The 24,703-nt window shown below is 43.1% G+C and carries 15 protein-coding genes and 2 pseudogenes; 14 read left to right on the top strand and 3 right to left on the bottom strand.

From position 1 onward, the window contains the following. The 3 genes from MD535_RS22015 to MD535_RS22005 form a co-directional block, all read left to right on the top strand. On the top strand, positions 1 to 1,303 hold a 1,303-nt coding region (locus MD535_RS22015), incomplete at its 5' end, for a hypothetical protein (protein WP_265677237.1). 1 nt (position 1,304) lies between these two features. Then, complete coding sequence (locus MD535_RS22010; protein WP_265677235.1) at positions 1,305 to 2,540, top strand: hypothetical protein; 1,236 nt, start codon at positions 1,305 to 1,307, stop codon at positions 2,538 to 2,540. Beyond that, the gene (locus MD535_RS22005; RefSeq protein WP_265677232.1) at positions 2,533 to 7,224 is read left to right on the top strand and encodes an OmpA family protein; all 4,692 of its coding nucleotides are present in this window, start codon (positions 2,533 to 2,535) and stop codon (positions 7,222 to 7,224) included. The genes MD535_RS22010 and MD535_RS22005 overlap by 8 nt, the downstream gene beginning before the upstream one ends. 68 nt (positions 7,225 to 7,292) lie before the next feature. Here MD535_RS22005 and MD535_RS26355 read toward each other — a convergent pair. The 3 genes and pseudogenes from MD535_RS26355 to tssH form a co-directional block, all read right to left on the bottom strand. Continuing rightward, positions 7,293 to 7,457, bottom strand: a pseudogene (locus MD535_RS26355) (helix-turn-helix domain-containing protein); the annotation flags it as partial. A gap of 86 nt (positions 7,458 to 7,543) precedes the next feature. Next, positions 7,544 to 8,918: pseudogene (locus MD535_RS22000) on the bottom strand (sigma-54-dependent Fis family transcriptional regulator); the annotation flags it as partial. Further along, positions 8,905 to 11,574, bottom strand: a complete 2,670-nt coding sequence (gene tssH, locus MD535_RS21995; RefSeq protein WP_265677229.1) for a type VI secretion system ATPase TssH — start codon at positions 11,572 to 11,574, stop codon at positions 8,905 to 8,907. The pseudogene MD535_RS22000 and the gene tssH, both read right to left, overlap by 14 nt. 456 nt (positions 11,575 to 12,030) lie before the next feature. On the opposite strand from tssH, the gene MD535_RS21990 reads away from it, so the two are divergent. The 11 genes from MD535_RS21990 (at position 12,031) to tssE (ending at position 24,699) form a co-directional block, all read left to right on the top strand. Continuing rightward, positions 12,031 to 12,549, top strand: coding sequence for an Hcp family type VI secretion system effector (locus tag MD535_RS21990; RefSeq protein WP_265677228.1), 519 nt, complete (start codon positions 12,031 to 12,033; stop codon positions 12,547 to 12,549). 72 nt (positions 12,550 to 12,621) lie between these two features. Beyond that, positions 12,622 to 14,700 (top strand): type VI secretion system Vgr family protein, encoded by a 2,079-nt coding sequence (gene tssI / locus MD535_RS21985; RefSeq protein WP_265677227.1) that lies wholly within the window; start codon positions 12,622 to 12,624, stop codon positions 14,698 to 14,700. Beyond that, positions 14,700 to 15,185 (top strand): hypothetical protein, encoded by a 486-nt coding sequence (locus MD535_RS21980; protein ID WP_265677225.1) that lies wholly within the window; start codon positions 14,700 to 14,702, stop codon positions 15,183 to 15,185. The genes tssI and MD535_RS21980 overlap by 1 nt, the downstream gene beginning before the upstream one ends. Positions 15,186 to 15,202: 17 nt before the next feature. Continuing rightward, entirely contained in the window at positions 15,203 to 16,522 is a 1,320-nt protein-coding gene (locus MD535_RS21975) for a hypothetical protein (protein ID WP_265677223.1), read from the top strand. Continuing rightward, the gene (locus tag MD535_RS21970; RefSeq protein ID WP_265677222.1) at positions 16,503 to 17,477 is read left to right on the top strand and encodes a DUF2169 family type VI secretion system accessory protein; all 975 of its coding nucleotides are present in this window, start codon (positions 16,503 to 16,505) and stop codon (positions 17,475 to 17,477) included. Before MD535_RS21975 ends, MD535_RS21970 begins: the two co-directional genes overlap by 20 nt. A 6-nt stretch (positions 17,478 to 17,483) precedes the next feature. After that, positions 17,484 to 18,428 carry a hypothetical protein gene (locus tag MD535_RS21965; RefSeq protein ID WP_265677221.1) on the top strand — a complete coding sequence of 315 codons (945 nt, stop codon included), beginning with the start codon at positions 17,484 to 17,486 and terminating at the stop codon, positions 18,426 to 18,428. A 231-nt stretch (positions 18,429 to 18,659) separates the two neighbouring features. Further along, entirely contained in the window at positions 18,660 to 20,651 is a 1,992-nt protein-coding gene (locus tag MD535_RS21960; RefSeq protein ID WP_265677219.1) for a serine/threonine protein kinase, read from the top strand. A 2-nt stretch (positions 20,652 to 20,653) separates the two neighbouring features. Beyond that, a complete protein-coding gene (gene tssA / locus MD535_RS21955; RefSeq protein WP_265677218.1) occupies positions 20,654 to 22,213 on the top strand; it encodes a type VI secretion system protein TssA in 1,560 nt (519 codons plus the stop codon). Positions 22,214 to 22,239: 26 nt separating this feature from the next. Next, positions 22,240 to 22,746 carry a type VI secretion system contractile sheath small subunit gene (gene tssB / locus MD535_RS21950; protein ID WP_265677216.1) on the top strand — a complete coding sequence of 169 codons (507 nt, stop codon included), beginning with the start codon at positions 22,240 to 22,242 and terminating at the stop codon, positions 22,744 to 22,746. Positions 22,747 to 22,754: 8 nt separating this feature from the next. Then, positions 22,755 to 24,230: a type VI secretion system contractile sheath large subunit gene (tssC, locus tag MD535_RS21945; RefSeq protein ID WP_265677215.1), complete on the top strand. Its 1,476-nt coding sequence runs from the start codon at positions 22,755 to 22,757 to the stop codon at positions 24,228 to 24,230. Positions 24,231 to 24,288: 58 nt separating this feature from the next. After that, positions 24,289 to 24,699 (top strand): type VI secretion system baseplate subunit TssE, encoded by a 411-nt coding sequence (gene tssE, locus MD535_RS21940; protein WP_265677214.1) that lies wholly within the window; start codon positions 24,289 to 24,291, stop codon positions 24,697 to 24,699. The last annotated feature ends 4 nt before the right edge of the window (positions 24,700 to 24,703 follow it).

Genomic DNA, 24,703 nt, shown 5'->3' with positions numbered 1-24,703 from the left:
CAGCCCAGAACATAAAATAGTGGTGGAGTTTGCGGGGCAGTGGTCGAGTAATGCGGCGTGCCTAACTCTAGCTAAAACGGCTGAACAAAACGAAAAAGTAACAGTAGGGAAAGCCGATAGAGCCAACAAATACCGCAGCCTTGCCACATTTAAAGATCTCGAAGCTGAAGGCAAAACGCTTTATATCAAAATCCCTTGCTTTGACCAGCCACAGCCAATTTTACTTAAGCTCGCCGAAGACCTACAACCCGTTAACAAAGAAGCTCAGATGGACGAGTGGGATAACGTGTTGGTGCCGGTGGTTCCGGTTCATAAGGGTGATTTAGGGTATATATCTATTGATCGTGGTTACATTTATGTCGCTTGGCAATCAGAAATTTGGCGAGAAATCCAAATTCAAAACGACGGACGTTTTTCTGATGTCGATCTATCACTCTACCAAAGCACTAAGTCCTCGCCCCAAAGATCGGTCGATATCAGCTTATATGATGAAGACTCCGAAGCATTTCTGTCAGGGGAAGCGTTTCAGCTGTACCAAGACGGTAAAAAAGTCTATGAGGGTGTGTTGGACGAATACGCTTGCGCCCGTGTTTTTGGTCTTACTGGAGAAGAAGTTGAGGTAGTGGTCGCTGATTGGCCTAACGAAGGCGAAACATACACAGAATTACTTCAAACCGAGTTGAGTCCATTTAAGGCTGGAAGTAAAACTAAGAGAGAGCCGCTTGGTGTTCCTTTGCCTCATATTTGGCTTCCATACAAAATCAACGGCAGCGTACAAAGTGATGTTGCTCTTTATTATTCTCGGGCTCAACTCAATACTCAGCAACTCAATGAATTACAGAGCGGGAATAACGAGAAAGCGGTTAAAGTAGACCTCAGTGATTATTCTTCTGCTCTTAACTTTGATGCGAGCTCCGAACCTGTGATTTCGCTGCCGAATCTAGATACTCAAGCGCCAAGTAAATCAGATTACAATATCATCAGCCAAAACGAGCAAGGTGTTGCTGCCGCTGTTGTTAACTCACCAAGTGAAGGCATTGTAATCACGTATAAAAGTAACCCTCAGTGCGATCAACCGGATGATTTTTTCCAACTGACGTGTGTTGATGAAACATGGAGCCAAAAGATTTTTTTGCGCGAGGCTGAGTTTGTGGATCAGTATTGTAAAGAAATCGTGTTTAGTGGTTGGTTGCCAGAAGTTAAAAGGGTCAGTTTAACCCGTCATTGCCGATCTCATAGCTCATATAAAACGGTCTTAATGTCAGTAATTTATCAAGACATTGAACTCACGGAACTATTATAAAATGAAACGAACAACGTTAAGTATCACGCTTCTTTCGACAGTTATGTTACTAACAGGCTGTGGTGAAGAAAGTAATCAAACTTCGAATACTGCAACAACACAATCCGTAGAAAAAGAACCCGCTCAGAAGGCTTGTTACGATGTTGGTGAAACAACGTCATTCGAACGCAAAGATGTAACGGGTCCACGCTGTCAATGGCAAAGTGAGCACAACTTTATTGTTTTCTCTGAAGATCTGTCCAAGCCTGAATATCCAGGCACACTTCCTGTCAAACCAGGCTTTGCCGTTCGCCGAGCAAAAGAGTGGCCCCGTGAAGATTTGTCTGATGTGAGCTCTTATGACAAACCTCGAATTCAGTTTTGGTGGAATAATGTCAGCTCTCGAGACCCTCTCGTAAATGATTACGAAAATGGCTACAAAATTTGGAGCGTGAAAATTGATGGGACAGATTTACGTTTAGTTACGGATGATATGCCAAGTATGGCGTCACCTCAGACCTTTGTTATGAGCCGTTCACCCAATAATCGTTATGTGGCATACGCATACAGTTATGGCGAGCCTCTGATAAAAGCCATTTTTGACTTAAAAACGCAACAGACCATTCAGTTGGGCAGTGCGCGCACCAAGCCATATTTGGTCTGGGCGGATGATTCTAGCTACATCTACTTCTCAGATGGTTTTAAGCGTTTTAAATACACACTCGCGACAGGAGTCAAGGAAGAAGTAGATGTCGACATTTCAGAATCTACGGTCATTGTTGACGGTAAGCTCATTTATGTCGGTGATTTGGGTGTGGTGGTTTTCGATGCCAAGACTTTAAAAATGCTATATAAAATTTTCCCTGAGGACGAATTTAAGCCAGAAAAAACGATTAAGGAACGTGTTTATGTACAAACTGCGATCAGCCCTAATGGTAAGTACGTATGGGCGGTAAACTCATACCGTAAAGTTTTGATCAATGTTGAGGAAAAAACGTGGCTTGCGTTCTCTGACGAAGGAGAGGAAAAGAAAGTTTACGATAAGGTGGTTAACATTAGTAATGATGGCCGAGAAACCCAGACTGGAGCAGCAATAATAACCATAAAACGCTATGGATCTGATTATCGCTATGAGTTGACCGGAAAAGGTCGACAGTCATGGAAGGTGATTCATTCTGGAAGAGTAGCTACAACCCCAGTTCTTTATAACGCCGATGCTAACGGTGGGCGTTTTCTGGAGGTAGATAACGATGAATAATGACTTTAAATATTTACCGACAGACATTTATTTATTTGGCGTTGAGTATCCTACCGTTGATGGTAAAAAAGGTTCCGCCTATGCCGATGTGAATTCAGCTGATAACTTGGAAGTGATTGATGCATTAAGCAATATTCGCCCTAGGTCACGGCTTCCCATTGCCAAAAACTTAGGTGAGGAAAGCGCAGCCCTTTGGGCGACAGACGACTTAGGTCGTTTACATGTACTGGGCGATTCTATTCAGAAAAACCAAAAAACCAACATCAATCAGGTTTTGGCACTGCGCTCGCCAGTACATGAACTAGCACAGAAGACGTACAAGCTGTCTTTTCCTGAATGGTCAATGCTTACAGAGTTGGCGATTGGTGCACAGAGTGATGCTCGGCCAATGAAAAAGGCGTGTGCAGACCTTGTCTCTATCTTAGAAAAGCTAAAGGGGTATGACGGTGATCAAGCACTGAACTCGCTAGAAAAAAAAGTGGAATACGCTGTTACAGAAGTAAAGCGCTCACAACTCGCGCCTAAATATGAAGCAGGCACTCAAGCACTAACGGATGAGCAAGCTACATATAACAAATGGTATGACTCTGTTCCTGAAGATAAGCCCATTCGTGGCTTTATTGTACCCACGTTCTCATTTCTTGCCGTAGCATTTTCAACACAAGAGTATGCTGATGCAATTGTTAAAGTTACTCGTTTTGATGAGGAGAGCGGACAGCACCTAAACCTGCAGGGTAAAAATACCATAACGCAAGCACAACTTGATCAAAACAGCGATTCGCATCGTCCAATTGCGTTGTTTCCGTTGGCGTCGGAAGTTTTTATTGATGGTATGTACACCATTGAAGTGGCTTTTGACACTGAACTCATTGATGAGATCCCTGAGTTTGCATTAAATGCCACTAATGTAACTAAAGAATATGATGAGGTTGGACTTATCTCCAAAGTCAGCTACGAGCTACGAGAATACATCACGCTCAGCCAAACGACACCGTTTGGTAAGATCGCGGTTGTTGCGGGCGACATGATCTCACTTGAAGAGTCTTTGATATACCAATTTCCTACGCAGTTTAAAGCTCTACAAGCCTTCCGAATGGGGGAGCTTGAAAACCTAGAGAATAGCGGAGCGACTGCCAGTATGAGTGCTGCGCTGTGGGAGGTTGGCACAAAAGTTACACCAAGTTTGGTTAATGCAGGTATTAATATTCATCAAAACCCATCAAGTAAACATGATGTAATTGGGAGTTTAGCAAACACGTTTTGGGGGCAAGTAGACAAGGGCGCATTACCTCCAGCCATGATTTCTGCGTTGGAGTTTTCATTCGGGGTATCGGCGACCGCAGCAGCTTACCGAACTCTTCAAGATTTACGCCAAGCGGCATCGGAATCTGAGCGTGCAACACAAGTGGGCTTAAAAACGCTTCTCAAAGAGAAAGGGTTTGATAAAAGTAAGTTCTTTACCAAGGTTATTGAACCTGCGAGAAATGGTAATGCCCACGTTGTGGCGGGGAGTGCTGCTAGAACGTGGTTGACAGGTAACGGCAGTGTCAAAAGCTTTTTGTCGCCCTTTGCTGGAGCCGGGCTCAATGCAATTAACACCTTCTATGAGATAAAAGAGATCACTGACAAAAGCGAGCAATTACGCTTAGCAGAAGAGAAAGCTAAACTCAGGAAAAGTTATTTTGAGCAGGTATCACGCGATTATCTGAACTGGGTACCAGTTTGGAAAGAAAGTCTCAATAGTGGGGAATTATTACTTAAGCAAATCATAGATAAGTTAGGCGACAATGTAACGTTTACTGACAGCATTCCTAATGACGTTGCTGAAGACAGTGCAATGTTTGTTAAAGACCATAAAGGTGCCGGCTTACGCTTGGTTTTTCCTTTTGATAATAATCAGGTTCAAGCCCCGCACTTGTCGTATTTGGCTGCCGTCGATGGAGAACTATCTAAGATTCCCAATGCCGTCGTTGAAATCGAAGGGCACGCCTGTCAAAACGGTGATTCAGAATACAACCAAAACCTTTCGCAACAGCGAGCGCAACATGTTGCTGAGTTCTTTTCTTCAGTCAGTGATATTCGATTTTTTGGTGAACGTCGACCAATAGTCGAGGTACCAAACAACGAAATCAAACGCGAAAACGCGGAACTTAATATTAACCGACGCGTTGAAGTCCGAATCTACTTACAAGAGTTTGCGGCGAGAATTCCACCGAGTCGACTCGGTTTTAAAGCTATGGAGCAAGCGCGCTTGGCTCAGTTAAATGCGAACTTGGGAGAAGAAGCAATTGCAAAAGAGCTCAAGCTAGCTATCTTCGAGATGATCGTTGGTATGGCTTGCTATGTTCCGATAATAGGGCAGGCAGCAAGAGGCTTTTTCGTTGTCAAAGAAGGCGGAAAAATGCTGATGAGTGGCGCCCAGTTGCTAGACTCTGCGCTCTTTGATTATTACTTGTCTTCCTACAACGAGGTTAGAAAAAGCATATCTGCAATTGAACAACTTAGCCATGAAACCACAGAAATTATTGATTCATTGGCTGAGATTAATACTCAATTGACCGAGATGTATTTTACGTCTTCGGAGGCGTTAGTTGAGCACTTAGGAAAAGCTACGGGTGCAAAGGAGTTGATTAAGCGCTATCAACGCCGTGCACTTGCGATTAATGGTTTGGTGCTTTTGATTCAAAGAGCTTGTGCTGAGGGCGAACAAGCGTTCACAGAACAGTGGCGAATATTAGCTATCGATGAATACATTCAGCGATATATCGAAACCGACGGCTGGATATTAAACACAGAGTTAAAAGAAAACTTGTGTAACTTGTGGCTCCAAGAGCTCATGCGTCGTGAGGGACACAAGCAATTAGTTGAAAGTTACGGTGAAGAAATGGCTGAACAAATCATTACTCGTAACAAAGCAAACTATATTGCTCCAAAAAGGAAAGATGTTTCAGGGGCGTTTAATGTCGCGTTTCCAGTGCAAGACAAGCTCTATAATCGCGATCAACAACGAGGCTTGGTGGAGTTTGCGACACAGTTTAATGTTGAGTCTAAAAAATTATCAGAAGAGGATCTAGGGTTCGTTCGGTTATTAGTCTCAGAGCCTCATGAAAAGTCCAAATGGGTCACGTTTGATGAGTGGGAGAAGGCGCGATTAAAAGCAAATAAAAAGGTGCGATTATCGCCTTTCCACCGTTTGAAGTGGCAAATGGTGTTAGGCAAACAAAGTCTAAAACAGATGACGTCAAATGTGTTTCAGTGTGAGATGTCTTATCAGCGCACTGATGGTTTACTTAATACCAGTGGACCTAAGTTTAATTTGATGTTCAAACCAATGAAACACGAGGAATTTAGTGTAGACCCCAAAGGTGAGTTGGCCGAATTTTTTGAGGCGGAAAAAGTAGACAGCAAAGTCCTTATTGGTTGTGAGTTTGAGCCGTATTTTTACTTTGGTGATGATGTCTTCTCTGGAGTGAAGCCTTTGATCGCCAAGCATGACTTAGTCGATTATAGCGGCTACTTATCTAAAGTTGCTCTCGGTCCGATTTTTGGGCAGGTGATAAAAATTGACTCCCAACAAGATGTACTCAAAGAATATGTAAACAGCGGTGGCTTCAAAAATATGACCTATGAGTTCACCCTATCTGGAAGCAACTATAAGCTACCAGTACGAGTGGACAAGACTGTCGGACGATTTATTACGTCACCTAGACAGATTCCTGTAGGGGTTGATACAAACCATAACTACACACTCTCTGCTAAATCGGGCTTTATAGCGAACGGAAATAGTGTGTCAGAGAAAGACTTGTTAACGCTAGATTTTGTCTTACATAGTAAAGTTCATAAAGGCCCGACAAAGCCTGTTATCGATGACATTAAGCACAGTGCGATTGCGGTCAACTACGGAAATAAACGACAGTTTATGAACGAGGACAGTATGTTCACTACTGCAGATGAGCTCAAAGGCTTTGATTGGACTTCGAATAAGTCATTCGCTATGGAAGTTATGCTCATTGGTGGCAAGCACAGAAAAGCGTCGTATCAGGGCCAAAATCTCGAATGGCAGAGTGTTCCAGTTTCACTAAAGCTCTCTACCACTTTTGATAATGAAGCCGAATTCGGCTCTGAAACTACCGTTGGTCCTGAGTATCTAAGTAACCTTACTTATATTGGGATACTAAAGAAGGACGGTTCTAAATGGGCGCTAGATGACAGCGATGTGATTAACAAAAATATAGACGCAGATTTTGTCTCTGAGGCTCTATCCAACATAGACATGGATGAAGATTTCGATGGTAAGGTCGTCTACGCGTCTCGTTTCGAGTTCGCATTTAAAGCGCTGAACGGGCAAGAAATCAAGGGGATTCGACCATTTGGACCCGTTGTTTCGACATCTGGTCGATTCCAAGAAGCAGTTCTAAAGGTGTCCTCTCTAGTACAACGCAATACAGCGGAAAAAACGCCGTTCAAACTTGGAAGCTTTGAGATGTCGTTGGGCAGGCAGTACAAAAATGTAGATGAATTATCTTATTTTTCTGATGGTGAAGATCCAAGCTATAAAGTTGATAAAGATATGCACATCAACTGGGCAAAACTGGATTCGGCTGCTCGCAAAGAGCGTTTGATGACTTGGATTCGAGACCCATATTTAGCGACCGTTATTGAGGCATCTATTTTGAACAAATAAAAAACCGCCTCCGGGCGGTTTTTTATCTTATTCTCTACAACCCTGTACTGACTACAATCAACACCTAATCACCCAGCAGCCGATATATCGTATTTCTTTATCTTGTGATTGAGTGTACTCAGTGGCAATGACAGTTGCTCCGCTGCGCGCTTTGTATGCCAATTACAGTCGTTTAAACAGTCAATGATCACGGTACGTTCGTACTGACTTACGACTTCTTTTAAGCCAAGTGCGACATCGCCGGAGTCCGGCGGTTCAGAGAGAGAATCAGCGCTTATTGGTACTGATGTTGTCTGTATTACCTCAATGTGTTGTACTTCGCTTGGGATTTGTTCACCAAACTCGATGTGAGTGATGGTCTCAAAATCTGACAAGAGGACAGAGCGTTCAATGATGTTTTTTAACTCACGGACATTGCCTGGGTAAGGGTAAGCAAGCAGCTGTTTTCGTACATTAGCACTTAAGCCCGGTGCTTGCGGTAAACCTAAGGTGTTGGTTGTGTGCTGCACAAAATGTTCGGCCAGTGGAATGATGTCTGCCTGTCGTACTCTGAGTGGAGGTAGGGTAATAGGGAAGACGTTTAAACGGTAGAATAAATCCGCCCGGAACCCCCCATCTTTAATTTGCTGCATCAGATTACAGTGTGTGGCAGCAATGACTCGAACGTTGACTTCAATTTCTCTGTTAGCTCCAACTGGGCGTACTTTTCGCTCTTGTAAAACACGCAACAGTTTGGCTTGCAGCAACATTGGCATATCGCCAATTTCATCTAGAAACAGTGTGCCATGATTGGCGGCTTCAAACAGGCCGATTTTATCTTTGTCAGCACCAGTGAAGGACCCTTTTTTATGTCCAAATAACTCGGATTCTAGCAATTGCTCGGGGATCGCTGCGCAGTTTTGCACAATAAGCGGTTGCTCTGAACGGTTCGAATTTTCATGAATGTATTTGGCAATCACCTCTTTACCTGCCCCTGTTTCACCACGGAGTAAGACGTCAACAGGTAAAGAAAGAACTTTATCTAGTCGGCTCAATACACTGAGCATTTCTTCGCTCTCGGCAATGGGACCTTGATAGGTTTTTTGAGTGCGTTTTTTTAATTGAGCGTTCTCACGGACAAGGGCTTGATTGTCCGCACTTAAGCTTTTGATCACCTGCCCGTATTGCTCTAACCATACAGCATGGCGGATGTTGCTCGCGGCCATACGGCAAAACTCGGTGAGAGCTGTTTCATTATCGATAACACTTAGGTCAAGTAGCACTAACAAGCCGATGGTTTTGCTGTTGTCGATAAGTGGCCATGCAAGTAGGTTTGCACTTTTTAGGCCGAGCGCTTGTTCAGTTTGATAAATGCCTTCACAGTCATAACCGTTGTATTTGTATAACTCATTGATTAACACCACTTCCCCATTGCGAACGGCAAAGTTAAATGGGTCGGTTTCACTGGCTGAATCAATCTGTAGCGGCTCCCAAGGATGGCCTATAACGACGTTGTCGTTATGGTGAGCGGTACTTGGAATAAGCGCTTGTCCGGTCTGGTCTAAGACATAAATAATGCCATGCTTAGCAAACGTCATTTGCCTAGCTGCGGTTAACACCGCATCTAGGGTTTGAGTCAACTGACTGCGATCAGCCAAAGACTGACTGATCGCGAGTAGTGCGTTGCTAAGTTCGCTATGGTTAGCTGAACGCATAGGTTAGTGTTCCTTGCTCATCGACCGATACTTCGATTTGCGTATGTGATTCATCCTTGTCGTGGACCAGCAATTGAGTCGATAGTTGAGGAAGCAATTGGCGATTGATCACGGCGTCAATGTTACGTGCCCCAGTTTCTGCAAGACGACAATTACCCAGTACGAATTCAACCAAGCTTTCTTGATAGTTAAGAGACAGTTTATGATGGCTCTGCAGACGTTGTGATACTTTGTTTAGTTTGTGGTGGATGATCTCAGTCATGGCCTCATCAGATAAAGGCACAAATGGCAGTACTGACATGCGTGCTAATAAGGCTGGTTTGAAATGTTGGTTTAGCGTTGGACGGATCGCTTCTGCGATTATGTTGGCATCAATGTCTTTAGATTGATGGACTAAGGATTCAATTTCATGAGTCGCAAGGTTACTGGTCATGATTATTAGGGTGTTCTTAAAGTCGATGGTACGACCTTCTCCGTCATTCAATGTGCCCTTATCAAAGACTTGGTAGAATAAGTTAAGCACTTCAGGATCGGCTTTTTCAACTTCGTCAAGAAGTACGACAGAGTAGGGGCGTTGACGTACGGCTTCTGTCAGCATGCCGCCTTCACCAAAACCCACATAACCGGGAGGAGAGCCAATCAAGCGAGATACGGTGTGCTTTTCTTGGAACTCCGACATATTGATAGTGGTCATGAAACGCTCTCCGCCAAACATTTGGTCTGCGATAGCGCGTGCTGTTTCCGTTTTACCCACGCCACTTGGGCCTACGAGCAAGAACACACCTGTTGGTGCATCTGGGTTACCTAGGCCTGCTTTGGCCGTTTGAAGCCCTTCAGATAACGACTCGATTGCAAACTCTTGACCTTTGATACTTTGCGTGAGGTTGTCTTTTAGTTTAAGTGTTGTTTCAGCTTCGTCTTGAAGCATTTTTCCCATCGGAATTCCGGTCCAGTCAGAAATAACGTGACTGACTTCGTCTGGTCCCACTTCAAAGTGAACGAGCGGGTTACCACCTCGAATCGTTTCCAGTTGCTCTTGGCATGCGGAGATGGCGATGCGAACGGATTCTTCATCTAGTTCTTCGTATGGCGAGGCGACGTGTTGTGCTTGTTCTACTGTCGCTTCTTTTGTGTCAGGTGTGGCAGAAACCAAATTATGTAGACGAGATCTTAGGGCTATCATCTGTTCTATCTGTTCTTTCTCTTTTTGCCACTGGGCTTCCTGCTCAGAAAGTTGTTGTTGAGTGCTCTCCATGACGAGTTTTAGATCTGGAATAGTAGCTAGGCTGTGCTTATCACCAGTTTGCTGCAGGGCGTCACGCTCGAGTGCATCTAATTCGCGCTGTTGCGCGGCCAGAGCCTGCTGAAGTGACTCGACTGATGCTGGTATGGCATTTAAGCTTATGTTTACGCGTGCACAAGCGGTATCAAGGACATCAATCGCTTTGTCGGGAAGTTGGCGACCTGAGATGTAACGCGCTGATAATGCTGCCGCGGCGGTGATGGCATCATCACGTACATAAACATTATGTGATTGTTCGTAAGCAGGGCGAAGACCACGGATGATTAAAGCGGCTTCGTCTGGTGATGGTTCGTCCAGTTTTACTAATTGAAAGCGACGAGCTAATGCAGGATCTTTTTCGAAGTATTTTTTGTATTCAGACCAGGTTGTCGCTGCGATGGTTTTCACTTCACCACGTGCTAATGCGGGTTTAAGTAAATTTGCCGCGTCACTGCCACCAGCTTGGTTCCCCCCTCCGACAAGTGTATGAGCTTCGTCTATGAACAGGATGATTGGTGTTGGGGAGCTTTTTACTTCATCTAATACTGCATTTAGGCGTTTCTCAAATTCGCCTTTTACGCTGGCTCCTGCTTGAAGTAGCCCCATATCTAGACCGTAAAGCTCTACGCCTTTTAGGTTATCTGGTACGTCACCTTGAACGATTTTTAGCGCTAGACCTTCAACTACCGCCGTTTTACCTACACCAGGTTCGCCAACCGCAATTGGGTTGTTTTTGCGTCGACGAGCAAGAATATCGACGATCTGACGGATCTCTTGATCACGACAGAATACCGGGTCGATTTCGCCTTTACGGGCTTTACCAGTAAAATCTGTCGTAAATTGACTCAGTGCGGAACCATCTTCACGTGCTTGGGTGGTTTCTGATGTCGCAGCCAAAGCTTCTAAAGATGGGCTTGTCAGCTCGGTAAAATTGCGCTTAATGCTATCTGGGTTAACACTTTCTAAAATGGAGGCATATCCATGTTGTCCGTAACGGAGAGGGTTACTTACCAAAGTAAGAAGAAGGGCGCCCGAACGAATTTGTGTTTCTGAAAGGTCTAATGATGAGACTAGCCAACTTTCTTGTAACCATTCGATTAATAGTGCAGAAAAAACAGGCTTACTGCCATTGCCCTTAGCTTCAGTATCTAATGTTGAGCGAATAGATTGTCTCAATAGGTGTTCTGAGCAATCAAAATGACTTAATAGGACGTCAAAATCACTGTTAGGCCTTTCTAAGAGACTTAACAAATAATGTTCAATTTGAACTTCGTTCGCTTTTTCTGATACGGCGAGTGCCGCTGCGTCTTCTAAGGCAACCTTAGCGATAGGGTGCAGACGTTGAATTAATGAGGAAAGGTTTATATTTATCATCGTTACATCATTCATTATGGGTATTAAGTGGCGCTGATTATACTAAACTTGGCATATTTGTTTTTTCACGAAGATATTTTAACTAGTACTTATTAGGTGTTTTTTAGGTGGCGATAGTTTCTTTAATAACTAATTGCTTTTTAATTAAATCGGAGTGTTTGTATTACTGGTTAAATTAACTAAATAGTTAGTTGGAATGACTTATTTTTAGATTTTGTTGTTGGTTATTTTGTCTTTACAGAGTGAAAGCAATTTATTATTTTTGTTAGGCAATTTTTCGTTATTTCTGCCAAGAAGTTGTATGTGAAAAATTAAGTGGAACAATGGTTTTTTATTTAAGTCATTGTTCTTAAGTTACTTTTTAAGTTGGCATGGGAATTGTATTAGTGTAATCAGTCGCGGTGATAAGCGATTTGGTGAATTAACAAATCTAGAATTTTAAAAAAGGAAATATCGATGCCAACTCCAGCATATATGTCTATCAATGGTGAAACTCAAGGCCACATTACTAAAGACACGTACTCTGCAGATTCTGTAGGAAATACATGGCAAGAAGCTCACGTTGATGAGTTCCTAGTACAAGAGCTTGATCACGTACTTACAGTACCTCGTGATCCACAAAGCGGTCAGCCAACAGGCCAACGTGTCCACCGCCCGGTAGTAGTAACAAAAGTTCAAGACCGTTCTTCACCACTACTATTCAATGCGCTAGTTTCTGGTGAAAAGCTTCCAGAGTGTGTGATTCGTTTCTACCGTACTTCTGTACAAGGTAAGCAAGAGCACTACTACTCAATCAAGCTGATTGACGCACTACTTGTCGATATCCAAACACGCATGAATCACTGTCAAGATGCTGCAACTGCAGATCGAGTAACAGAAGAAGTTCTGAAGTTGACTTACCGTGCAATTGAAGTAACTCACGAAAACTGTGGTACTGCTGGTAACGATGATTGGCGTGCTCCACGCGAAGCATAATTGCTTTTGGTGTAAAGATTCAGGGCCAACAATTGTTGGCCCTTGTTCCATTATTAGTATCAGGTAAAAGATATGGTGAATGACGTAGAGTTTAAATTTGAAGTGCCCGGGTGTGGGCATGAATTCCGAGTTGAGAGCTTTCAAGTTAATGATGAGCTTTCTAAGCCTTTCCACATCAGTCTCTCATTACTTTCACTTGATCCTGATATCACTTTTGACTCGTTAATTCGTAAAGCAGGTACATTGACGTTTTACGGACAAGGCATTTCTTCTGCACGTTGTTTTAATGGCGTAGTGAATGAAGTTCGATATTTAGGCTCTGGCCGTCGGTTTTCGAGGTATCAACTGGTATTGGTTCCTCAGGCATGGTTTTTGTCTCAACGCCAAGATTGCCGAATATTTCAACAAAAATCAGCGTCAGACATTATTGGTGAAGTACTTGATGGTGGTTCAGTCACTGACTATCGTTTTGAACTGTCTGGGAACTACCCACCAAAAGAGTATGTGTTGCAATATCGTGAATCTGACTTGCATTTTGTCCAACGTATGATGGCCGAACACGGCATGTGGTATTACTTTGAGCATGCTGATTCAAATCATACGATGGTTATTATCGATAGTAATGACGCAATAGCGCCTTTGATCAGTACACCAATGAATGCATCGTATTTGGGGCCTGTTGTTTACCATTCAGATGGTGGAGGTGCTGCTGATCGTGAGCACATAACAGACTTAGAGTTGGTCAATCGCGTAAAAACGGGCCATGTTACTTATACAGATTACAATTACGAACAGCCGAAGATTCCTCAGGAGATGGCTTGTGCGGGTGATTTAGACCAAGATTTAAAACTGTTTGATTTTCCTGGTCGTTATGTTGACCCAATGATAGGCCAAGTTCGTACTAACGAGTGGATGTCGGAGCATATTGTAGACAATCAACAGGTTGAGGCGAGTAGTGATGTCATGCGTTTGGCTTCGGGCTACAGTTTTAGTATTGGCGAACACCCTCGCTCTGCAATTAACCAAGATTACATCATGCTGTCTGTCACGCATAGTGGGCATGATCCGCAAGTACATGAAGATGAAAATAACGGCCTACCGACCACTTACCATAATCAGTTCTCTTGCATCCCGCGTAGTGTTGAATATCGTGCTCCAAAATTGGAAGCGCCGATTGTTGATGGTCCACAAACCGCAGTCGTTGTAGGCCCAGCTGGCGAGGAAATTTACACCGATAAACTTGGCCGCATTAAGGTTCAATTTCACTGGGATCGATATGGTGAAAGTGACGAACACTCTAGTTGCTGGATTCGTGTTAGCCAGTCAATGGCGGCACCTACATGGGGGGCTGTTTACCTCCCTCGTATAGGACACGAAGTCGTTGTGACATTTTTAGAGGGGGACCCTGACCGGCCTCTCGTGACTGGTGCTGTATACAATGGCTTGCACTATCCTCCTTACTCACTACCAGAGAATAAAACACGCACTACGTTTCGTACACAAACTCATAAGGGGTCTGGTTACAACGAGTTGAGTTTTGAGGACGAAGCAAACCAAGAAGAAGTGCATATTCACGCACAAAAGGATATGTCGACGAAAGTGTTAAACAACCGCTCTCGTGATATTGGTCAAGATGAGTTTTTGAAAGTCGCACGCCATCAAACTAATGATATTCATGGTGACCATAAAGAAACTATCGACGGGCATAAAACGACTCAGGTCAATAGCACGTTTACCGAAACGGTAGAGCAAGACGTTTCAGTGACGTATAACGCCAACGAAACTCACGCGGTGAAAAACAACTCAGCGCTCGATATCGGCGACAATAGAACGACGAAAATTGGTAAAAACGACGACTTAGATGTAGGTGAGAATAGTAACCTTACGGTAGGAGCGTCGAAAAATTCAGATGTTGGTGCTGACGATAATCAGACAGTAGGTGGAAACCTAACGGTGTCGGTAAAAGGGAATACTTCTTATAAAGCTGACAGTGCAACACAGATCATCAGTGGCGATAAAATTGTGTTGAAAACTGGTGGTTCCTCGTTAGTTATGAACAGCGACGGTTCAATTAGGCTAACGGGTACTTCAATTACGATTGAAGGTAGCGATAAAGTTGTTGTGAAAGGTGGCAATGTAGCGATTAACTAATGATGGAAAAACAATATTTAATTGGTGAGATTATCAGCGAACAGCAAACCGAACCTACGGCTTGCTTTCCATGTTTTGGAACAATTAAGTCGATTAACGAGTCGGGTGAAAGTGTACGTGTCGATTTTGAAGGGAACTCGTTCTTACAACCGATTTCAGCACGATTAGGGCGTGCATTTCGGCGAACAGAGCTCGAACTTGCGATCAATAATCAGTTGAGGTGCAGAGTTGAGTTTCTCAATCAAGATATCAGCTTGCCAGTGGTAACAGACATAGTATTTTCAATTGTGGATAGTACCGACCAATTCGCCATAAAAGCGACAAAAATAGTGATGGATACAGATCAGGAACTCATCTTACGTAGTGGGGAAGCGGAGACACGCTACAGTGCACGAGATGGAAGCGTGACGACACAGGCAAAGTATGTCACGTCCCAAGCACAGAAAGCACAAAAAATTCAAGGTGGCACAATCGCTATAAATTAACGGTACTGGATGAAAAGATGCGTCAGAAAATTAGTGTCGAACAGCTCAAAGAACCAATTTTCCAAGATAGGATAGAAGACACTCTTCGAGAGGCGGAGCGTGCAGTCGATGAACTCACACACCTTAATGCGCGTTGGCTTACATTTAGTAAAGAGAAGCTAATACTGGCCAGTGAATCTCTGAATTTTTTATTAAAACAAAGGTTTAGATTGTTTAAGAAGGGTTTTCCTAGCAGTGAAATTGATTACCTCAATAATATTGATCGGCAAATAGGGGAGATTAAAAAAGTCTATTTGTCTTTTTATCGTCTGAAGCCAGGCTTTATACATCAACTTAGAGCAGATTACGTCGAAATCTACGTTTGGTTGATGCTACAGCCCGAGTTTAGTGACTCTAAAGACAACGTATTATGTGGCTTGGCGCTGCTTGATGAAATGGCTTGTGAGTTTGCGAAGTATTTAGTTATTCAATCCCCCATCGAATCTTTAGATTATTCGCTTGTAGAGTTAATTGATGGTGGATGTAAATTGCGAGATCAATATTTTGAATTATTAACTTTACGTCAAAGCGCGAGTATTAGTCTTACCAAGCGTTGGCTAAGGTCACAAATTATTTCCGAAGAAATTGGTTACTGTGCCTTAGCGTGTATGAATGCGGAAGAAGGCATTGAATGGTTAAACTCTAATCCTCACAACAACGAGTACCTATTTGAGCGTCTGCTGACTAAACATGATCGCGGTACTTGGTTTAGACAATGCTATGGTATTGACGCAAAGGTTATCTCTAACCCGCGAATTATTACTTTTGCTAAGTTATTGGAGTTGAAAGAGTTTATTCCATTCGAGGTGACATCTAGGTTAGCGCCAATTCACTTTGTGCTTTCTGGAGATTCAATACTAGTACCAAACGTAATGGCGCACGTAATACACCTCGATGAACTTGATGGTGAAATATGGATAAAGGCGCTTTATGTTGTTTATGGTGACACTCTACCTATTTTGCCATGGCAAGTAAGCGTTGAAGTTGAGTGGCAAGAAGCGCTAAACCGACTAAATGAGTGGGTTGGGCAAGACGGCCATTATCGTATTCTACCGAGTCGGCTAGGGCGTGAACTTACATTTGAATCAACAATGTCGGCGATGATGAACCAAGCCATTGACGATGAATTTCGAAGTTGGATGTGGAAACAAGTCTGCCTCCATTCTCGTGTCTATATTCCTTGGGACACGATGATGCCGTTACATCAACAAAAGTGGAATATTAGCCGTTTGAAGACACTTCCGTCTGTTGCAGAAAGGTTTAAGTTAAGGAGCGGTAATGCAGCTGTGGGATATTGAGTCACCCTTGAACTTGACACTCAAGGGCCGCTTCCAAAGAGATGAGAACGGCGATGAAGTCTGGGTTGTCGTTGGAAAAAGAACCTGGAAATTAAATGGTTCCATATGGCTTGAGACCAGCGGAGAAGAGATTTGTGATGACCCTGTTTATGTCGGGGAACCAGGCTTTTCTGCAATGAAAATCGACCATGAGTTTGCGCATTATAAACAGAACACTGACGTAGTGATTTACGGTAGAGCAAGAAGTTACGCGAAAAAACCAGTTTTATATCATGAATGTCGCGTGTTACTGGATGAACACATCAACAAAACGATTGCGGTTCGTGGTGAACGAGTCTGGATTGAGCATAGTGGCAGCATAACCATTAGTCATTCAACAGAGTTTATTGAACAAAATATCGACTATTCTTGTGCCATTGGTGGTGATATTCGTAACCGGTTAGGAAGCGGTATTGCGAGTTCGAATAAAGAACTGATTGAGCAAAGAGTGCCGAGTGTTTTCTACCAAAATGAAGATTGGAGCTCTACAGGTAAAAGTCTTCGGGTAGCAGGTTTTGGCCCAATACCGCCGTTTTTTGCATCTCGTCTCGCCTATGCTGGAACGTTTGACAAGCACTGGCAAGAAAATAGGCGGCCTATGTTACCTGTGGACTTTGATAGGAGATTTTACCAAAGTGCACCTAAGGATCAGCAATGTAACGGGTACCTAAAGGGCGGGGAGAGGCTGGTGATGAGTGGTTTTTGTCATGATGAGACAATGGTATTCCGAATGCCATCAGAGCAGTATGTCGCGTTAGTCACTTTTCAAGATGAGCAGCAGAGAGTAGATATGGATATTTACACCGTCTTTGTCGACACAGAAAATAAAACAGTCTCTATTAGTTATACCGCCGCTTTTCCATGTCAAGGTAAAGAGCACTTGCTGGTATCCACGACCATTACAAAGAAAGGCTAAGCGACCATGTTGAACTCTAAAGGGGGCTATATCCTTGGTATGGAAGTCGTGACACCGACTGGTATGAATCTTGATATTGCTACTGAAGTGGCAAGAAGTGATTTGGGGAGGTTTGGACATCAAGTCGCAGAAGATGGTCTAGAGCGCTTCAGCTACGCAAAGGTAGAGTTTACTAAACACCAAAATGTGGAAGAGAAGTTACAGGAAATGCTCGGCTATGTTGTTGAGTCATTAGTGCGTCAACTCCCCAGAGTACTCAATCCTATTCCACTATTGATCGCTTTGCCTAAAGGTATAGAAGCGGTTCATGTGCGAGAGTGGATCATTGGAAGTGCGCTAAATGAATATATTTCCCACGTAGAAACAATCCAAGTTGAAGGGCCGAGAGTCGTCACTCATGCTCTCAAGGCAATGGAAAAATACGATGCCTTAATGTGTGTGTCGGCAGATTCATTAGTCAGTCAAATGGCTAGCCTTACAGAAAAGAAAGCAGTGATGAGTAACCTGAACCCTTGGGGCTTGATTCCTAGTGAAGGTGCTGCAGGTATTGTGCTTTGTAGAAAAAATTTGATTGATACCTTAAAGCTGACCCCAAAAGCTCAGTTAGGCTATGTAGAGGTAGATGATAATCCTGCCGATAGAAGAGGTATCTATCGGCTAGTCCAGAAAGCGAGTCGAGTGATGGATTGTTTTGGTGAAGTATATAGTGATATGACCAATCTACGAGCACATACGGAAGATTATGGCTTTGCATTAGGGTCGAGAGCTGAGTATTTTACCAACCCAAACCAACCAAAATTGATTAATGAACTCTGGGGCACGATGGGCTGCTGCTCATCTTTAGCGTTAATTGCATTTACAATTAGAGAGCATCATTTCAAACAGCCCGCGTCGTTGCTTATTTTTGGTGAGAATAAAGCGAAGGCCTTTGTTCAACTAATATCAGGCTAGCCCTTTAAGGGAATAATACTATAGACTGTTAGAGGTTTTCTTTTATTGGCAATATCATTGATAAAAGCCAATATTTGGTTAGTGAAAGAGAAAGTCTATTTAATAAAGTTTTTAGTAATAATGACTAAACTAATAGTCTTACCGTTTGTTTTAAAGGCTAGTGTTGAAATGAGGCAAGCATAGTTATTATTATTCGTGCTTAATAATGTTTGGTTTATAAAAGAGTGCAAAGTGTCGGATAAGCAAGGGGATGCGAAAGGCTATATTGACCAGTTGGTTGTAAGAGCTATTGAGAAAAAGAAACAAGTTCAGCAAGCGACGCAAAGCAAAAATAAGCCGAAGCTTGAGTATGTCCTTTTTTCGCAGTTTGACGTACTTGATACCCTGCATTCAAAAAATAGTAGAACCACTATTTATCACTTAGCCAAGAAGGGTAATCCAGAGAAGCAGGTTTGCTGTAAAGTTGTCAATGCAGATGCCTCTGAAGTAACCCAAAAAATGCTTCTCAATGAAGCGAGTAGATTAGAGATATCCCAACATCCGAGTGTCGCCGACTTTATTAAAATTGGCAGTGAATTCGAGCGCCCGTATCTAATGTATGAATGGATTCAGGGGGAGTCGTTAGCAGAAAAAATGGAGCGGCACTCAAGTAAAGGGTTTCGCTACGACCATATTGCCTGGTTAGTGTATCAATTGGCTGGTGCTTTGGAATTTATGCATACCAGAGGTGTGTGTCACCTCGATATTAAGCCTTCTAATATTCTTGTCACAGACAATGATTACGTAAAACTCATTGATTTTGGTGCTGCGCGTTATATCGGGGAATCCGAACCTTACGCGGAAGCGAGTATGAGTTACGCTTCCCCTTTATATCTTGAAACAGGCGTAACAGAGCCGTCAGATGATGTGTATTCACTGGCTCTATTAACGGGGCACCTGTTTCTTGGTGCTGCTTTTGGCGATGCTTGGCATAAGCAGTTAAAAAGCCGCAAGCGACCAACTCTAATCCCAAACCACGTTTGGAAGTTGATCAGAGAAGTTATCAGAAATCCAAGAGGACATCACTACACCGCGTTTTCGTTCGCTCAACAATTAGCTCATATTGATACGCATGCTATGGACTTCAAGACCAGCGCTCCTATCTTTAGCAATCTACGCAATGCTGATTTAGTGCTAACGCAGCGCCGACATTCAGATAGAACTGTAGGCGGGCGCTTTAAATTCCTTGAAGCGAGCTTAGTACTTAGTGTTATTGCGATAACAGCCAGCTATCTTTACGAGCAGGCACAACCGGAATGGAAATCGATTGTTAACGCTGAACACTCTTCGGTGTCTCCAAGTGCGACAATTAAACCAGCTCAAACCGCATCGTTTCTTGCCCTTCCGCCTTGGGAGATAGAGCTCGTCCTAAATGATATGGAAATGAATGTCGTGAGCACCGCGCCATATCGGGAGGCGTATCAAGTGCAGCAAAAGAAGCTTTCGGACTTATATGAAGAAAACAAAATTGAGATCGTGTCTTCTCAGACAGTTGCAGACAAACTACCTAAGAGCCTTGGCCAGGTTAGACGAGACCTTGTCGTACTGCGAGAAAGGCTCAATGGTGACGGAGCTTTGTTTCCTTATGCAGATGCGGCCTTAACATCTGCAATGACGGGGTTGAATCAGGCTTCTATCGAATCTCAGAAGCTCTCGGAATTATCTGGAAGTAAAGCGCAGGAATTAGCTGATTTAGTGTTGAATGGGCAAAGCCAATTGGCTGATGAAGCATTGAAGTCAGCGTGGGTTATCAATCAATCACAAGCGTATTTCTATAGCCAAGTGTTGCCACAACAGGTGCTAGAAAATATAAACAATTCTATCGAAGTCAATGCCCAGCAGCGCTATTACTCAAAAGCAATCCGAGAAGCGGAGGCTGCACAAGTATTTTTTGGTTCGACACCTGAACTGGTTGAAAAAGTGCGTCATCTGAAAGTAGCAAGAAGTGAATTTATTCTGTTTAGTACGGTGACGGAACAGTCCGTGTTTGCCAAGCAAAAGTTGTACGATTCTTTAAGTGATCTTGAAAGCAATTCTCCGAAGAAATTTAATGAAATCATTGGGGTGTTAAGAAGTATGGCAGCAGATTCTATTGATAACAGTCATCAACAGTCTAAACCGGCTAGAGGTGCAATTGCTGTTGAAAGAGCACTTCGTGAGTATCGCATGGAAGGGAAGAGTTAATAGTGTCAATAATTGATTGTGAACGATTGCTGGCGCCGATTTCTGAACAAGCACCTTCTGGTGGTGATGCCAGATATGAGTCGTGTTATGAAAGGATGGAGTCCGAAGTTAAAAAGTTTGGTTCCTTGTTTGGAGAAACGGTTGATTGGGATGCTGTTAAATCGTTGTCGACAGAAGTTCTAGAACATCATAGTAAAGATATAAAAGCAATCTGCTACCTAGTGCGCTCCTTGGTAGAAGAGCACGATCTCGTGGGACTAGAACTAGGGCTAACACTCTTTAATGAACTCCTGACTAGATATGCTTCTGACCTCTATCCAAAAAGAAAACGAGGTCGAGATGGGGCGATAGAATGGCTTAATAACCAAATTAAGTTGGTGGGCAATAAGTTAGCTTTTCAGTCTTTAGATAGAAGTGTGCTTTTGGAATGTTTAACTCTTATCGGGCAACTTCAGTATCAACTTGATGATGTATTCCATGACTCTGAAGCTGATTTCTTTGAGATAAAAACACAGCTCAATACACTTCTTCATAATGCCGAAAGCAGTGGAGTGATACCAGGTGCAGTTACGGAGCAAACTGCGGAGGTTGCTGAAGCGCATCATTCAGATATCAAAGAAATCGACCCCGCCCCGTTATTGGAGGCGCCTGTTGTTGACGTACAAAAAGCTAAGCCTCTTGCTCCTAAATCAAAGTTTAGAGAGCAGGATGTTGATACGGATTTTTCGTCCCCCTCTGTATCAAAACGATCGTTAAAAAAAGTCGCAGAAATGATGATTTACTCTGACCCAAGCAACTCGTTGGCTTATCGAATATATCGGCATCTGACTTGGTATGACATTGATGGGTTACCTGAAAATCAAAATAACCAAACAGAATTGAGTCTTGCTGTCTCTACGGATCAGCAATCAAATTATCAAGATAAAGCGATGCAAGAAAGTGACGTGGATACGATTAAGCGCCTAGAGCGTACATTGACAGATGCACCTTTCTGGCTAACTGGCCATTATTTCGTTTATTCGATGCTTAACAATTTGGGATGGCAAGAAGCTGCTTCTGCCGTTGAGCAGGAAGTGAGACTGTTTGTGCAACGATTTGAGGGTATTGAACACCTTTCTTTTAAAAATTCCATTCCATTTGCAGATGAAGCAACACTTAAGTGGTTGTCAACAAGTGTTGCTGCAACATCTAGTCGTCAAGCTGTTATTACGACTGTTGTGACTACTGATGATTCACTGCCAATGGAGGATATCACCCTTGCAAATCTGGGTGAATACGCAGCAGAACTGTCTCAAAAGCTCGAGTTGGATAACTCAGGAAGAGGGCAGTTTACGTTGTATTTACAATTGGTAAAAGCTTACCAGAATGCGGGGTTATTCCCTTTGTGCTTACCGTACCTAGAGAAAGGATGGGAAGTTAAAAAGGAGTTTAATCTTGCTAGCTGGGAACCCCATTTGTCTATGCAGTTGGATGGTCTAATTCAAAAAACTCTTCGAGAGTTATTCAGAACCAAAGATCGTCTTCCTACTAAATACAAAGAATGGGAAATAATTTATGACTAGTAGCAAAATTAGAGAAGGAACTAATTATGTCACGTGATGGCTCGGTGGCTCCTAAAGAGCGAATTAATATCCGTTATGTTCCAGCGACAGGTGATACGCAAGAAGACGTAGAACTGCCGTTGAGTATGATGGTTGTCGGTGACTTCACTGCTCGTGCAGATGAAACGCCAATAGAAGAAAGAACGCCAATTAACATCGATAAAGATAACTTCAATGAGGTGTTAGATGGCTATGCTCCTAATGTCAAAGCGAACGTTGCTAACCGTCTTTCTGACGAAGACGGAGCGCCAATTGGCGTGGATTTAACGTTCAAAAGCATGAAGGACTTTTCACCGGAATCTATTGCGAAAAACGTTCCTGAATTGAACGGATTGCTGGAGCTACGTGAAGCGCTAGTTGCATTGAAGGGGCCCCTTGGCAACGTACCTGCATTTCGAAAGAAAATTGCAGCCGTACTTCAAGACGAGGACGCGAGAAAGAAACTTTTGGAAGAACTAAGTATTGGTGAAAGCCAAGACGCGAAAGAAGAGTAAGGGATACCATGTCAGCAGAAGCACAAGCGCCAGAACAAGAAGCGGCTCTAGTAGAATCGGGCTCACTTCTGGACAGCATTCTAAATGAAACACGTTTAAAGCCAACGGATGAAGGTTTTGATGTTGCAAAACGCGGCGTAGAAGCATTCATTGGTGAATTGCTAAGCAATTCCGCTGTAGAAAAAGTGGATCAGTCTCTTGTTGATCTTATGATCTCAGAGATTGACCAGAAATTATCAAAGCAAGTAGACGCGATTCTTCATAATGATGATGTTCAAGCAATTGAATCAACGTGGCGTGGCTTGAAATATTTGGTTGATCACACAGATTTTAGAGAAAACATTCAAATAGAACTGATTTCTGCAAAGAAAGACGAGCTTCTTGATGATTTCGAAGATGCTCCAGAAGTTGTTAAATCTGGTCTTTACAAGCAAATCTATACCAGAGAGTACGGTCAATTTGGTGGTAAACCAGTAGCGGCAGTTGTTTGTGATTATCAGCTCTCTGCGTCGTCACCAGACATCAAGCTGATGGAATACATGGGCAACGTCGGTGCGATGTCACACGCACCGTTTATCACGTCGGCTTCATCACAGTTCTTTGGTCTCGATAGCTACGAAGAACTACCAAACTTAAAAGACCTTAAATCCGTCTTTGAGGGGCCTCAGTATACTAAATGGCGTGGGTTCCGCGAGCATGAAGACGCACGTTATGTTGGCCTTTGTACGTCTCGTTTTATGCTTCGTACGCCTTATTCAGTTGAAGATAACCCTATTAAGGCATTTGATTACGACGAGATGGTAACAGATAGCCATAGTAACTTCCTTTGGGGTAACTCTGCATATGCAATGGCGTCTAAAATTAGTGAATCTTTCGCTAAATATCGTTGGTGTCCAAATATCATAGGTCCACAAAGCGGTGGCGCGGTTTTCGATTTGCCTGTTTACAACTTTGAAGCCATGGGGCAAATAGAAACTAAGATTCCAACAGAAATCTTGGTTTCCGATCGCCGTGAGTATGAACTCGCTGAAGAAGGATTTATCGCGCTAACAATGCGTAAAGGTTCTGATAATGCGGCCTTCTTCTCAGCTAACTCAGTACAGAAGCCAAAAGTATTTGCAAACACGCCTGAAGGTAAACAAGCAGAGATGAACTACAAGTTAGGTACACAACTACCTTATATGTTCATTATTAATCGTTTAGCTCATTACATCAAAGTATTACAGCGTGAACAAATTGGTTCTTGGAAAGAGCGTTCTGACTTAGAAATTGAATTGAACAAGTGGATTCGTCAATACGTTTCTGATCAGGAAAACCCGCCAGCAGAAGTTCGTGGTCGTCGACCGTTACGCGCTGCAAAAGTCGAAGTATCTGATGTTGAAGGCGATCCTGGTTGGTACAAAGTATCAATGTCTGTACGTCCACACTTTAAGTACATGGGTGCAAGTTTTGACCTGTCTCTAGTTGGTAAACTAGACCAGTAATCAGATGTTTGTAGCAATAAGCAGCCAGTACTCTGGCTGCTTTTTCGTAGGGAAAAGTATGGAAAAAGGTTATCGGCTTTTAGAACGTATCGAACTGGATGAGCCAAAAAATTGCTATGAGAAGGTGGTATCGCATCGTCACCTGGTTGAGTCGATACATCTACATCTCGCTGATTTGCTCAATACTCACTCTGGCAACGCAATGATTGATAGTGAATATGGCTTACCAGATTTTAATGATGTTCTGTCGAATAATATTAACCTTGTTCGTCATATTCAGAAAAACATTACAACCACGATTGAAAGCTTCGAACCTCGGTTACGAAATGTCGAGGTGCATTACCGTGAGGACCATCATAACCCTCTGCAATTAGGTTTTGGAATTTGCGGCGAAGTTTTGCACAACGGCGGCAAAGTTCCGATGTCAATAGATGTCTATATGGGAACCGACGGTCAATTCAACGTTTAGCAGG

The sequence above is a fragment of the Vibrio qingdaonensis genome, assembly GCF_026191675.1.
In the GTDB taxonomy this organism is placed as follows: Bacteria; Pseudomonadota; Gammaproteobacteria; order Enterobacterales; family Vibrionaceae; genus Vibrio; species Vibrio qingdaonensis.
This window is presented reverse-complemented; position numbering and strand designations above follow the sequence as displayed.

Coding starts and splice junctions, on each gene's coding strand:
- MD535_RS21965 (WP_265677221.1), top strand. CDS start 17,484: ATGTTGAACTCTAAAGGGGGCTATATCCTTGGTATGGAAGTCGTGACA.
- tssC (WP_265677215.1), top strand. CDS start 22,755: ATGTCAGCAGAAGCACAAGCGCCAGAACAAGAAGCGGCTCTAGTAGAA.
- tssE (WP_265677214.1), top strand. CDS start 24,289: ATGGAAAAAGGTTATCGGCTTTTAGAACGTATCGAACTGGATGAGCCA.
- MD535_RS21990 (WP_265677228.1), top strand. CDS start 12,031: ATGCCAACTCCAGCATATATGTCTATCAATGGTGAAACTCAAGGCCAC.
- tssI (WP_265677227.1), top strand. CDS start 12,622: ATGGTGAATGACGTAGAGTTTAAATTTGAAGTGCCCGGGTGTGGGCAT.
- MD535_RS21975 (WP_265677223.1), top strand. CDS start 15,203: ATGCGTCAGAAAATTAGTGTCGAACAGCTCAAAGAACCAATTTTCCAA.
- MD535_RS21970 (WP_265677222.1), top strand. CDS start 16,503: ATGCAGCTGTGGGATATTGAGTCACCCTTGAACTTGACACTCAAGGGC.
- MD535_RS21980 (WP_265677225.1), top strand. CDS start 14,700: ATGATGGAAAAACAATATTTAATTGGTGAGATTATCAGCGAACAGCAA.
- MD535_RS22005 (WP_265677232.1), top strand. CDS start 2,533: ATGAATAATGACTTTAAATATTTACCGACAGACATTTATTTATTTGGC.
- MD535_RS22010 (WP_265677235.1), top strand. CDS start 1,305: ATGAAACGAACAACGTTAAGTATCACGCTTCTTTCGACAGTTATGTTA.
- tssH (WP_265677229.1), bottom strand. CDS start 11,574: ATGATAAATATAAACCTTTCCTCATTAATTCAACGTCTGCACCCTATC.
- tssB (WP_265677216.1), top strand. CDS start 22,240: ATGTCACGTGATGGCTCGGTGGCTCCTAAAGAGCGAATTAATATCCGT.